The organism is Bacillus arachidis, from assembly GCF_030285945.1.
Taxonomy (GTDB): Bacteria; Bacillota; Bacilli; order Bacillales; family Bacillaceae_G; genus Bacillus_A; species Bacillus_A arachidis.
This window is the reverse complement of sequence record NZ_CP127376.1, coordinates 1,894,523-1,908,058: the sequence shown is the minus strand read 5'-3', so window position 1 is coordinate 1,908,058 and position 13,536 is coordinate 1,894,523. Positions and strand designations below refer to the sequence as shown.

Annotated in this window: 13 protein-coding genes and 1 pseudogene; 1 reads left to right on the top strand and 13 read right to left on the bottom strand. The window is 34.2% G+C overall.

Translation table 11 applies throughout. The features are described from left to right. Positions 1 to 339: 339 nt before the first annotated feature. From QRY57_RS11150 to QRY57_RS11110, 9 genes and pseudogenes are all read right to left on the bottom strand, one after another. Complete coding sequence (locus QRY57_RS11150) at positions 340 to 1,017, bottom strand: MgtC/SapB family protein (RefSeq protein ID WP_026592286.1); 678 nt, start codon at positions 1,015 to 1,017, stop codon at positions 340 to 342. Between the two features lie 274 nt (positions 1,018 to 1,291). Further along, on the bottom strand, positions 1,292 to 1,945 hold the full coding sequence (locus QRY57_RS11145) for a YkyA family protein (protein ID WP_026592287.1): 654 nt from the start codon (positions 1,943 to 1,945) through the stop codon (positions 1,292 to 1,294). Positions 1,946 to 1,962: 17 nt separating this feature from the next. Further along, positions 1,963 to 2,784 carry a peptidoglycan-N-acetylglucosamine deacetylase gene (locus QRY57_RS11140; RefSeq protein WP_098302570.1) on the bottom strand — a complete coding sequence of 274 codons (822 nt, stop codon included), beginning with the start codon at positions 2,782 to 2,784 and terminating at the stop codon, positions 1,963 to 1,965. 262 nt (positions 2,785 to 3,046) lie between these two features. Further along, positions 3,047 to 4,045: an LCP family protein gene (locus QRY57_RS11135; protein ID WP_286017456.1), complete on the bottom strand. Its 999-nt coding sequence runs from the start codon at positions 4,043 to 4,045 to the stop codon at positions 3,047 to 3,049. Between the two features lie 279 nt (positions 4,046 to 4,324). Continuing rightward, positions 4,325 to 4,700 (bottom strand): annotated as a pseudogene (locus QRY57_RS11130) (glycoside hydrolase); the annotation flags it as partial. 269 nt (positions 4,701 to 4,969) lie between these two features. After that, the gene (gene thrB, locus QRY57_RS11125) at positions 4,970 to 5,872 is read right to left on the bottom strand and encodes a homoserine kinase (RefSeq protein ID WP_286017455.1); all 903 of its coding nucleotides are present in this window, start codon (positions 5,870 to 5,872) and stop codon (positions 4,970 to 4,972) included. Continuing rightward, positions 5,869 to 6,927 (bottom strand): threonine synthase, encoded by a 1,059-nt coding sequence (gene thrC, locus QRY57_RS11120; protein ID WP_286017454.1) that lies wholly within the window; start codon positions 6,925 to 6,927, stop codon positions 5,869 to 5,871. Before thrC ends, thrB begins: the two co-directional genes overlap by 4 nt. Beyond that, on the bottom strand, positions 6,920 to 8,215 hold the full coding sequence (locus QRY57_RS11115; RefSeq protein ID WP_286017453.1) for a homoserine dehydrogenase: 1,296 nt from the start codon (positions 8,213 to 8,215) through the stop codon (positions 6,920 to 6,922). Before QRY57_RS11115 ends, thrC begins: the two co-directional genes overlap by 8 nt. Before the next feature lie 702 nt (positions 8,216 to 8,917). Further along, on the bottom strand, positions 8,918 to 9,556 hold the full coding sequence (locus tag QRY57_RS11110; RefSeq protein WP_286017452.1) for a pyridoxamine 5'-phosphate oxidase family protein: 639 nt from the start codon (positions 9,554 to 9,556) through the stop codon (positions 8,918 to 8,920). A gap of 85 nt (positions 9,557 to 9,641) precedes the next feature. Between QRY57_RS11110 and QRY57_RS11105 the strand changes: the two genes are divergently transcribed. Further along, a complete protein-coding gene (locus QRY57_RS11105; RefSeq protein ID WP_286017451.1) occupies positions 9,642 to 10,256 on the top strand; it encodes an NUDIX hydrolase in 615 nt (204 codons plus the stop codon). A gap of 74 nt (positions 10,257 to 10,330) precedes the next feature. Here QRY57_RS11105 and QRY57_RS11100 read toward each other — a convergent pair whose 3' ends face one another. The 4 genes from QRY57_RS11100 to QRY57_RS11085 all read right to left on the bottom strand — a co-directional run bounded on the left by QRY57_RS11100 (position 10,331) and on the right by QRY57_RS11085 (position 13,520). After that, positions 10,331 to 10,672, bottom strand: a complete 342-nt coding sequence (locus QRY57_RS11100; RefSeq protein WP_026591943.1) for an SdpI family protein — start codon at positions 10,670 to 10,672, stop codon at positions 10,331 to 10,333. A 171-nt stretch (positions 10,673 to 10,843) separates the two neighbouring features. Further along, positions 10,844 to 11,689 (bottom strand): peptidoglycan-N-acetylglucosamine deacetylase, encoded by an 846-nt coding sequence (locus QRY57_RS11095; protein WP_286017450.1) that lies wholly within the window; start codon positions 11,687 to 11,689, stop codon positions 10,844 to 10,846. A gap of 125 nt (positions 11,690 to 11,814) precedes the next feature. After that, a complete protein-coding gene (locus QRY57_RS11090) occupies positions 11,815 to 12,687 on the bottom strand; it encodes an aminoglycoside 6-adenylyltransferase (protein WP_208018277.1) in 873 nt (290 codons plus the stop codon). A gap of 161 nt (positions 12,688 to 12,848) precedes the next feature. After that, a complete protein-coding gene (locus tag QRY57_RS11085; protein ID WP_286017845.1) occupies positions 12,849 to 13,520 on the bottom strand; it encodes an O-methyltransferase in 672 nt (223 codons plus the stop codon). Positions 13,521 to 13,536: the final 16 nt, after the last annotated feature.

Genomic DNA, 13,536 nt, shown 5'->3' with positions numbered 1-13,536 from the left:
TCTTCTCCCCCTTTTGTTCCTCATTGTATCAAAAAGAAACACAATATCTATATAGATAAACAAAATAAATTAAAACCCTCCTTAAATCTTCATCTTACTTCTACGATTACAATAGAAAAAAATAGACGACAAATCAGGCTTGATAAAGTGCAACTTGAATCAGTAAAAGCGTTTTTCATCTCCTGCTTATTATTCCTCATCTAAACTCTTTACTTTCACTGAATGTTTAAATAAAAATGATACTGTCCGCAAATAGCCGAATAACAAAAATGAATCTAAAATAAAAAGGATGAATCTCATCATCCTTTTTATCCCATATCACCTTTTCAACTTTTCTAACTACCTACTCTCCACCTCAACCGAAATAATATGATCAATTTCTTTTAGAGAGCTGTATAATTCAGTTGTATATAAATCTTCAGGTGCCAATATAACCATTTCTAATTGCTGAGATTCACTATCAATATCTTTAATTTTCACGCGTTTTACTTGCATGTTTAAGTTATTAATTTGTTTAAAAATACCATCTAGTTCCCGGTGCTCATTTACGATAATTTTAATAGCTACATCCTTTTGTCTTAAAGAATAAGGACCTGCTATTTTAACAAGATGAGGCAATACATTTATAGCTAATATAATTAAAATCATCGCAACTGTTGCTTGTATATAAAAACCTGCCCCAATTGCAATTCCTAAAGCAGATGCTGCCCAAACCATTGATGCCGTTGTTAGCCCTGAAATAACATCATTATTTCTTCTTAAAATAACTCCAGCTCCTAAAAAGCCGACGCCACTCACAATTTGAGCTGCTAAACGCATTGGATCCATATTTGTATGGCCTGGTGAAGAGTAAACATTCACAGATTCAATCGAAACTATTGTAATTAAACAACTTGCTACAGAAATGACCATACTTGTTTTCACACCAAGTGGCTTATTCTTTAACTGCCTGTCAATCCCTATAAATAAACCTAAAAAGAGCGCTAAACCTAATTTGAGTAAAAATTCATATGTCATTTTTCATTCTCCTTACTTATATGATGTTCATCATTTCGTTTCTTAAACATCATTTTCTCCCTTAAATATAAAACTATAACTCTTTTAGAATTTTATTTCCATTCTTTTCTGCTCTACAAGTTAAAAAAGCCGAAAAAAACATCATAATTTAAATGTTCTCTCGGCTTTTTTGTCTGTATGATTCAATTTAGGTACTGTATGATTTTTCGACATATAAATCACTGCTACGAAGAAAAGGTTTATATCATTTTTAAATTTGAATTTATATATTTTATTATTGTTCCTTAATCTTGATTTTCGCTTCTTTATAGAATGCTAGTTTTCCTTCGTTATACTCTTTTGTATATCCATTAAACTTCTCTTTTTCTTTTTGCATTTCTTCCGTTAATTTATTTAACTCGTTCACTTTCTCGCTGATTTCTTTTAACTTTGTTTCTTTTACTTTTAACTTTGCATACAGCTCTTTTTCAATCGCCATTGATTTCACATAGTTTTCATTCATTTTTTGAAAAGCATCGTAACGTTTTTTATAAGCTTCTTCTACTTTTTTCGCTTGTTTTTGTATTTGTTTATCTTTAATTTTCTCTACATTACTTTGAACTGCCTTCGTTTCTTTTTGTGCTTTCTCTAATGCATCTTTTTCACTTTTTAATATTTTTTCACGCTCTTCTACATTTGAAACTGCTTGATCTAGTTTTTGTGCAACAGCCTCATTATGCTCTTTTCCTTCATTTAAAACTTGAGTATATAATTCTTGTCCTTGTTTTTCTAGGGTCTCTAATTTTTTCGCATCTTCAAACAACGACTTCTCTTGTTTAGCTGCATTTTCAAATGCAACAAATAGATTTTCTTCTGGTTTTTCACCAAAACAACCTGATAATAATCCTACTGATAGTACTCCAACTAATGCTACTTTTCTATAACTCAACTTCTTTTCCTCCTATGTTACATACGTTTGTCATGCCAAAAGTTCAATGAGAAGTGATCGGCTTCATTATATGCTTCAAATTCATATCCTTTTTCTTTTAACCCTTTTATAATTGCTGGTACTGCTGCAACAGATTGTGGATGAATATCATGCAATAAAATAACTTCTTTGGGATTCTTTGCACTTGCAATTACATTTTCAGCAATTTTGGCCGAACCAACATCGACTGGCATTTTGTTATATCTCCAATCTAAAGAGTCAATCGTCCAATCCCAAACTTTAAGATCACCTTCTACTACTTTGTTACGGAGCGCTTCATTTAAACCAGGCATAGAACCATATGGAGGACGTGTTAATTTTGGAGATTCTCCAATAATATTAGCTATTAAACCTTGATCTTCTTTCATTTCATTCACATACTCGCCACTTGTATATAGCCTCTTGAAATTGTGTGTCATACTATGCATACCCACATAATGACCTTCTGCTTTCTCACGCTTTACTAAATCTGAAAACTGTTTTACATTTGCACCAATCAAGAAGAATGTTGCTTTCGCATCATTTTGTTTTAATATATTTAGTAGTTCAGCTGTATATTTTCCTGGTCCATCATCGAATGTAAGATACGCAACTTTTCTTACTTGACCATTAAATTGAGCTGGTGCCGTTTTATTCATTTCCACTTTTGACTGCTCACTTGCAAGTTGTACTGAATTTACTTGATTTGCCACTGCCCTAGCCGGTGAAGTGATTGATTGAAACACAAAATACCCAACTGCGATCGCAATAATAGCCACTATTGTAACTATAATGCTTTTTACATTAAATACATTTCCCATTCTATGAAATCCCTTTCTTTCTATTAATTTATATAATTCTTCCATTCATATTAATATATATTCAATTTCTTTTTAACCTTCAAAAATGAACATTATCAAATTATATAAAGGAAGTATTACCCTAATTATTATACTCTTTAATCATTAAATAACTATATATACATTTTATTATATATGTAAACATTTTGAAATAACTCCAATGGTATTTTTCCCATTATACATATATTATAAATAAAAAAGATTGGCTAGGTGCCAACCTTTTTTATTTTTGTACTGCTTTTGGCGTAACACCCAGATGTTCATTCAATTTTTTAGAGATGTCTTGCACATTTTTTTCGTTTGGAATGTAGTAATAAATACCACCCATACGTTTATCAGTACCTTCTATTTGCATTTTCTCCATTTGCAAATCATTTCCTGCCATATTTCTAGCAATAGACAGCATATCATCAAATGTTAAGTTCGTTTTCATATTGCTATCAATAGCATCCAAAAGGGAACCTAATTTACTAATTGATTGAACAGACATTGCTTTTTTCGCAATCGCTTCAATAACGAGTTGTTGTCTTTGACCACGCATTGCATCACTATCAATTTTACGTGTTCTCGCCAATGCTAGAGCCTGCTCTCCATTTAAATGTTGATAACCTTTTTCTAAGTGAATCATACCTGCTTGATCTTTACTATCTTGTTCTGTAAATGCAACTGGAACATCCACATCAATACCGCCAAGTGAATCTACAATTTTTACGAAGGAATCAAAGTTAAATTTCACATAATAGTCAACTGGAACATTTAAAAATTTCTCTACTGTATCCCTTGTACTTTCAACTCCACCAAATACATGTGCATGCGTAATTTTATCCATTTTCTTTTTTGATGGAATATATACGCGGGAATCACGTGGAATACTTACTAATTTTACTGATTTATCATCTTTATTAATTGTTGCCAATAGTAGTGCATCCGTACGAACAGCTTCTCCGTATTGTCCTTTTCGAATATCACTTCCATCAACACCCATGATTAAAATAGAAATGTTATCTTTTAATGGCTCAACCTCTTTATCGCGCTTAGTCGATTTTTCAATTTGTGCATATGCATCACTGACAACCGCTTTTGCTTTATTATATAAAAACGAACCATATCCTACTCCACCAAAAATGAGTAGTAAAAATGGAATCAAAATGAACCATTTCACAGATTTTCTTTTAGAACGTTTCTTTTTACTTCTTGTATTTTGTTCTAATTCAGAACTCATGTCTATTCTCCTCTCTTTCTCTTATCCTAGTATACTTCATGTTTATTAATCTTCATATTGAATTTCATTTCATTCACCTTACATTTTTGTAAGGTTTCATTCTAAAGAAGTAAAATCAATATGTATTTCATTTCACATTATACTCTCGGATTTTATTTTAACAAGACGCCAAATGACATTTTCAAAAAATTTACAATTCTGTTTTTCAATACTCGTACAAAAGACTGCCAGTTAGTACTTTCATTTCATAACTAACAGAATCTTTCTAAAATAATATTTTTACTTTTCGGTCATTTTTGGTTTGTAAATCATTTTCTTTCCTTCTTCAAAAATAACAGCTGATTTTGCTAGTACTTTTGTATCTTCTGTTTGCACAAGTTTATCTTTTGAAAGATATGCAAAATTCGTCATCTCTTCTGTCACTGCTTTCTTATGAAATGATTCCCATGTTTTCAAATGATGCGTAATTTTATCCCGCATCAACGGGCAGTAATACTCCGACCTCATCTTTTACCTTCATACTCCCCCATTCCCAATGATGTGTTGTAATTACAGAATCGTTGTACACGAATTTATATAAAGGGATTGAATACACAGGATTTAAATATACTTGCTCATATTCTTCTTTGACTGGCACTTGTTTTGCTTTCTCTTGTAATGTTTTAAATTCACCCTTCTCTACAATATTGTTCTGATACAATTTCGCAATATTCATCGCATCATTATCAGTCACGTACAGTTGAAAACCGTATAATTTATTTTTACTACTACATACTCAACAAATCCTTAACCTAAAAATGACTACAGCACTTTTGTACACGTGCTGTAGTCATTTTTTATCTATTAATATGATATCTATAATCACAAGCAATTTGCGCCATACACAATATAAGCCCCAAGAAATTCTAGACTTTCTGATACATGTTACAATTTTTCTATACAAATATCCGCTTCACTTTTGACAACTACTCCCTCATGATCAATATCCAGTTCACAAACCTTAAATACCGGAAATACTTTCCCTAACTGTTCAGCAATTTCCCGACGTTTTTCATATGGAGTTAAAATAAAAACAGAAGGTCCTGCGCCACTAAGTGCTGTTCCGTATGCTCCAAACTTTTTTGCATACTCACGAATCGAAGACAAGAGTGGAACAAGCTGCGAACGATATGGTTCATGAAATCGATCTCTTTCCATCATTTCACCAACAACATTCCACTTTTTTTGACATAATGCTCCTACTAACACGTTACTTATTGCACTTGCACGCACAGCATCATGAAATGGCAATGTTTCGGGTAATACAGATCGACTTTTATTTGTATCTAATTCCTCATTTGGAATAAGTGAGATGACTCCCAGTTCTTTACTCTCTATCCTTACAACAGATACATAATTTCCATCCATTGCCCCGATGACTGTACCACCTAAAATAGAAGCTGCTACATTATCAGGATGCCCCTCAAAGCTTGTAGCAAGGTGTACTTTTTCATCCGTTGTTAAATGTAATTCTCCAAGTTGATTAGCAAGTTCTATTCCTGCTACAATCGCTGAGGCACTGCTCCCTAATCCTCTTGTAAGCGGGATATTACTAGTAACTTCTATTATATGGGGATCTAAAGACGGGCATACCTTGCGTGCCGTACTTATGATTAAATTTCTTTCATCATTTGGAATAGACGAATCAAAGGAATGAAGAACATGCCAATGTGTGGACCTTTCCCTAACAGTCATTTCTAAATACAATGATAATGCCATTCCTACAGAATCAAAACCAGGTCCCAAATTTGCTGTACTAGCTGGAACACAAATTTTAAATGGAATCACGAAACAATCACTCCTTTAATATGTTCTTTAATTTTTTCCATATCGTTTGAAACACTTGCAATCTCTAAGTGGTTAGAGGAAATTGCAATATCAGGATCTTTCAAACCATTTCCTGTTAATACAGCGACAACTGTCTCTCCCTTATGGATTTTTCCAGCTTGAACATGTTTGATTACACCTGCTAAGGAAGCATTTGACCCTGGCTCTGCAAAAACTCCCTCTGTTTTCGCTAACAACTGATACGCATTTAAAATTTCTTCATCTGATACCATATCAATTTCACCATTTGATTGTTCCGCCGCTTCTACAGCATAGGACCAACTTGCTGGATTCCCAATGCGAATCGCAGTTGCAACTGTTTCTGGTGAATCAATGACATGCCCTTTAACAATTGCAGCTGCTCCTTCTGCTTCAAAACCATGAATTCTTGGTTTTTTAAATCCCTTTTCTTTTTCATACTCACAGAAACCTTTCCAATATGCTGTAATATTCCCTGCATTTCCAACTGGAATAGCAAGAACATCTGGCGCTTTTTGCAACTGATCACAAATTTCAAACGCAGCTGTTTTTTGACCTTCAATTCGATATGGATTCACCGAGTTTACTAATGTAATCGGTTCTTCTGCTGCGATTTGGCGTACAGCTCGAAGCGCATCATCAAAGTTTCCTTCTATTGAAATAATCTCCGCTCCGTATGCGATTGCTTGTGCTAACTTTCCCTGAGCAATTTTCCCTTCAGGTATAACAATAATACACTTCATCCCAAGGCGAGCAGCATATGCTGCTGCCGATGCTGATGTATTACCTGTTGAAGCACAAATAATTGCCTGTGATCCTTCTTCTTTTGCTTTCGCAACCGCCATCACCATTCCCCTGTCTTTAAAAGATCCTGTTGGATTAGCACCTTCATATTTTCCATATAAATGAATCCCTAATTCTTTAGAAATATTCAGTAGTGGAATGAGTGGTGTATTTCCTTCCATCAAGCTTACATCTGGTGTATGATCATTCACCGGTAAATAAGAAGCATATTGCTTTAATAATCCTTTATACATATTGTTTCTCCTCCTCAATAGCGTAATAACTTTTTATTTCATTCGCTACACCATCTATTAATGCTAAAACTTTTTCAAACTGATATTTTGAAGTTTGATGCGTCACAATTACAATTTCCGCAAGCTCTTGATTAAATGGAAGTTGCATAATCTCTTCTAAACTAATCAATTCATTGACGAAACATTCTGTGATTTTTCGAAACATTCCTGGTTCATCTCGTAATAAAATACGTAAAAAGTATTTCGAAACAATTTCTTCATCCTGTTTTAATTTATAAGGCACTGACTCTTTTAGCATATCTTGACTTTTCATTACTTGATTCATATTTTTAACGATTGAAATAATATCACTCACTACAGCAGATCCTGTTGGTAATTTTCCAGCCCCTGGCCCATAAAACATAACTTCCCCAACCGCATGACCGTGTACATATACAGCGTTAAATTCGTTATTCACATTAGATAGTGGATGATGGCTCGGTAATAAAGTAGGCGCTACACTTAAGTTAATAGCTGAACCTTGCTTCTCTGCTTTCCCAACCAGTTTCATAGTAAAACCTAGTTTCCTAGCCATTTCTAAATCTTCTTTCTCTACATTTCGAATACCTCGAACATGTACATCATCTAAAGAAACATTCACCGAAAATCCTAAGTTTGCAAGAATAGCCACCTTTCGCGCAGCATCTAGTCCATCTACATCTGCTGACGGGTCTGATTCTGCAAAGCCTAATTTTTGTGCTTCTTGCAATGCCTGCTCATATGACCAACCATTTTGACTCATTTTTGTTAATATATAATTTGTTGTGCCATTTACAATCCCCATAATCTTTTCAATATGATCAGAAGCTAAGCCGTCTACTAATCCCCTCAAAATTGGAATTCCTCCAGCTACACTTGCTTCATAATATAACTGACAGCCATTTTCATTTGCTAATTTTAATAATTCATTGCCGTATACGGCCATTAAATCTTTATTTGCAGTTACAACATGTTTTTTATTACGTAACGCCCTTTCAATAGACTGTTTTGCTTCTTGAATTCCCCCCATTACCTCTACTACGATGTCAATGTTAGGGTCTTCTAAAATTTCATTTGCATCACTTGTTATCTTAATTCCATCCATTGAAACATCACGTTCTTTTTCCACATCACGTACTGCCACCGCTTTTACCTTTACTTCATACCCTGTATCAAGACTGATTTTCTCCTTGTGATCTTCCAAAATATGAACGACACCACTCCCTACAGTTCCAAGTCCTAACACTCCAACGTGTACTACATTTCTCATTTTTAAATCTCCTCCTATTTTTCAAAATACTTGATGATTAACTTCTCCCCATTTACGCAGTCAATGGGGATTCTCGTTCGGATCAATTTTTTCATTCAACTGCACCTCCTTTCAATTCAGCAATAAATTTTATAAAAAAACACACTCATCCCTAAAAAAGGGACGAGTGTGTTTTCGTGGTTCCACCCTTGTTCCAATCCAAATATACATTCATTTTGAATTGCTCAAGTTCAGATAACGGCTGAGACCGCCAATAATTACTAGATTTCTCGTTCACTACCAGAGTTCAAAGGTGGTAAGATTATTTTCCGTGTTAGGAAGCTCGCAGCCTATGGCCTCCCTCTCTGCAAACCGTAAAAATAATCTCGTGTCCTTATCGTTACTTTTCGTTCATGTCTATTTGTTAAATTATTATAATTACGACAATTCAAAAAAGCAAGTTCATTTTGAAAAAACATTCATTTTACTATTTATACATTCTTTACTACATAACATAATTATAGCTTTACTTTATATCTTAAAATAATAATTCTGGCAATGAATGAACCTATTAAAAGATTCCCCATAAAAAAGTGTATATTACATGATAATAACCTATAGAAATATATTCTGGCGCTCAAGCCATACTGAATATCCTTGAAAAAAATGCCTTTACATTAATTATATTTACATACTTTATCAAACGATATACTATGCGATTTTTCAATACAACCTTTTTGTATAACTTTCTTCTAATGAGCGTGCAACTTCTTCTTCATTTGCGTTCACTTTAGCATGATCAACCAGCATTTTTGCCGCTGATGGTAATACTTCTTTTTCTAACCAAGAATCTGGATTCCATAATTCAGAACGTATAAACGCTTTAGCACAATGGATGAAACACTCTTCTATTTCTACAACAATTCCAAGGAGTGGATTGCGTCCATTTACCTGCATCTTTTCTAAAATCTCTTCATCGTTTGTAATAGCTGCACGCCCATTTATTCGTAATGATTCTCCAAGCCCTGGAATGAAAAAAATAAGACCCACCTTTGGATTAGATAAAATATTAAGAATAGAATCCAATCGCCGATTCCCCGGCCTTTCTGGAATTACAATTTGATTTTCATTTAAAACATATACAAATCCAGGTGCATCTCCTCTTGGCGAAGCATCACAATGTCCAAACTTATCTGAAGTAGATATTACAAGAAATGGAGATTTAGATAGAAAATCATAACAATGATGATCAAGTGATGGAATCACTTTCTTTACCGCACGCTCACTTGGATACCCTAAAATATGACGTAATTCTTCTTCCGTTGAAATGAAAGAATTTATTTTTGTTTCCCCCAATCCCATTCAATATACACTCCTTGTTTTTCTTTATTTTCCCAAAATTACATATAATTATTGTATACTAAACTATACAGAAAGGGGAATATAAATGACAGAATGGTTAACGATATTTGATCCATCAGGAAACAAAATTGGAAAAAAACTACGTGATGACGTACATCGTGACGGTGATTGGCACGAAACATTCCATTGCTGGTTTGTGGAAAGAGAAAACGAAGACATTTCTTTATACTTCCAATTACGAGCTAAAAACAAGAAAGATTTCCCAGGAAAATGGGATATTACATCTGCTGGACATATTATGCATAATGAAGATGTACGAATAGGTGGTCTTCGTGAAATAGAAGAGGAATTAGGCTTATCCTTTCAAGCTACTGACTTAGAATACAAAGGCATTTTTAAAATCAATCATGAAATTCCGCACTTCATTGACCGTGAAATGTGTCATATGTATTTTCACGCTGTTACAAAATCACTTCCGTTCGCACCAGGTGATGAAGTAGAAGATGTAATGAAAATAACTGCGACTTCTTTTTTACAGCTTTTAAAAAGAGAAGTCACATCTGCAACAGGAATTTCCATTTCAAACAAAAATGCTAAACCTATTACAATAACATTTGCAGATATCTATCCATATGAACTTGAATATTATGAATTTGTCATAGGAAAAAGTCGAGACATATTACATAACAATAATTTATAAATTCTGATTGACTCCTAGCTTATATAGCATGGGAGTCAGTATTTTTTAATAACAAGATATACGGAATGTTCCCATTATTTCTCCAGCGCTTTTAATCTATTCTCCACCCGTATAAATAAGCAAATGATTAATACGATCATAAGACCTAAAATAGCAATCATTGTATGCGGATACCTAAATAGCATCCCTATTAAACTTCCTATTAATATCATTAAAAGTCCATTTTGTTTCATCACTTCCGCACTATATTGATTTCCAACATCCCATAAATCTTTATTTTTCATTGATCGCTTTGTTCGATATCCGTATACTGCGTTTATATCTGTTGGTGGATTTTTTTGCAATATGAGTGCAGCTAGTATAAATATAATACCGATTAATATGCTCATTCCTATATTTATAAGTACATATATCATCTTATCACCTCACATCCCCCTAAACTTTTTCCAGTTTATCCCTTTATAATACAACAAAAAGTAATTACAAATCTATATTTTCCATAACAAAAAATACACCACTCTTGCTTAAATGATGTATAAGCTGAATACAGTATTTTATATTCATAGCTCAAACTTATTGTTTTATATTTACTTTCTCTGTTTCGACGTTTGAAACATGCTAGGAAGCGTCACAAATCTTGATCCTTTCGCTTTCAGTTCAGGAATAATTCGATCTAATGAGTCTACGGATCCCTGCAAGTTCGCTCCTGGCGTCGAATGTTGTAATACAACACTTCCTGGAAACGCATTACCTAATACAGTATTTGTAATCTTTTCTGCACTTACACCTTTCCAGTCAACTGTATCTACACTCCACTGCACAATCATAAAGTTTTGCTCTGTAGCCCATCCCAGCTGTTTTTCACGTATTTCACCATAAGGTGGCCGTATAAACTTTGGCGCATATCCCACCAATTTCTTCAATATCTCTTCTGTTTTTACAATTTGATTTCGGTATTCTTCATCACTCACTTTAGCTAAATTGGGGTGATTGTACGTATGATTCCCGATAATATGTCCCTCACCCGCAATTCGTTTTACTACATTAGGATACCTTTCTGCATTTTCACCTAGAAGAAAAAAAGTACCTTTCACACCATAACTTTTTAACTTATCTAATATTTGCGGGGTAAATACAGGGTCTGGCCCATCATCAAATGTAAGAGCAACTTCAGCTTTATTATACGGACCTGAAAATGCATAAGCATATTTTTCAACCCATGAAAACGGAGTCCAAGAACCCCTCTCTTCTTCAGCACCTTGAACCTCATTCTCCATACCGATATTTACCAATTCAAAATTCAAATGAGAAGGATTTTGATAATAAAGTACATTTGAATGCGGCACATAAGAATACACATTATAGAAAGGGCTATTACGTTCTGGAGTCCATTGAAAAGGAATAAGCATTTCTGATGGATAAAAATAATACATAATAAAAACCTCCCTTACATTTTATATGCCGTTCATTCAGATTTTGTTAGAAGGATACATATTTACAAACCAAAATAAGACCGCTCCATCATTGGAACGATCTCATTCCTTCCTATCTAAAAAACTTAATAAATAGTTTTGCTATCTTGCGGTAAAGACTTCACATGCTTTAAATAACTTGTCACTCTATCATCATCACCCTGTGGATATTCGTAACCACAATAGCTAGCAATTCCGATTGCAATTTCCCTAAATAAATCTCCCATTACAAAGACGGAATTCCAAATCTTTTCATAGTCTGCATTTGAGAATGTATCCATATATTGTTTCCATATGTTATTCTCAAGATATTGTTCAAAAAACTTCCCAAACTTTCCTGCGCTTACTGTAAAATTTGTTTTCATCCCAATATGCCATTCTAGCATTTGTATCAGCATATTTCTCACGGGACCTTCAAGCATCCCTTTCACATAGGATAACTCTTCTCTCCACAATCCCTTTGCGACATTCGTGCTACACCACCAAAACTCATTACAGCAATCCGCAAATTCATTTTCACTTGGTCTTTTTATAAGATAATCTGAATCACTTGCTGGTGGAAACGGCTCAATACATCCATCTTTATCTAGAAGAAGTACACTTAGGCTATCTCTATCAAGAAGCTCATTTACTAATTCTACTGGAACTAAAGTCAAATCGATTCGGTTCCCGTCTATAAACTGCATCAAATAAGGAAATCTTCCATCCTCCGCGGGTGGAACTAAAGTGCTTTCTTCTGGCATTTGTACAATCATTCTTTCTCCAAATCTATTTATCCAGCTATGATCAGATATGAATGACTGTATATCTTTCACAACGTATACAATATCATAATCTTGAAAAAAATCTTTCTTCACATTTGGATTCACACGAGATCCATTCATAATAACTGCACGAATACGTCCATCTTCTCTCGCTGTATTTAATATGAAATCCATCATTTCTTTTTCGCTTCTCATCTTTTTATAACCTCCAAATTTTATTAATCCACTGTACTCTATTCAATTTGGAGGGGCACGAGAAGAATTCTCTGTCTTACATACACGTTATAACATATCAAACATTTTCTTCATTTTTTCTCCTCCTAACCTATAGATCTATAGCCACTATTTCAATTTTATCACTCTGTTACAAGTGCCATTAAAAACCCATCATATCCCTTACTCCCTACTGTTTGAATCGCTGTAGCAGTGACACGCGGTTCATTAGCAATTAATTCATAGAAACGACGTATTCCCCGCACACGTAGGTCATCACTAGAAGCATCAATTACTTCTCCTTCGCGTACTACATTATCGCCAATAATTAAACTGCCTGGCTTTGAGAGTTTAAGAGCCCACTCAAAATACACTGGATTGTTTTGTTTATCCGCATCAATGAAAATAAGATCAAATGGCCCATAACCTTCAGTAGCTATTTGCTGTAACGAGTCTATTGCCATTCCTATTCGCACATGAGCTACATCACTCAATTTAGCTCTTTCAATATTAGCACGAGCAATTGCAGCGTACTTTTCACTTGCTTCAAGCGTAATAAGACGACCACCTGTTGGTAATGCCCTTGCAAGCCATATTGTACTATATCCACCCAAAGTACCAATTTCTAAAATATTACGAGCTCCTTGAATTTGTACAAGTAATTTCAAGAACTTTCCTTGAGTTGGTGAAACATCGTGCGCCGGCAGCTCAGCTTCAACATTCATTTGAAGTACCTCTTCCAGAATCGGATCAGTTGGCACAAGCAGGTCCGTAATGTACTCATCAACAGCCTTCCATTTATCAAAATGATATATGTCAACACCATCCCCT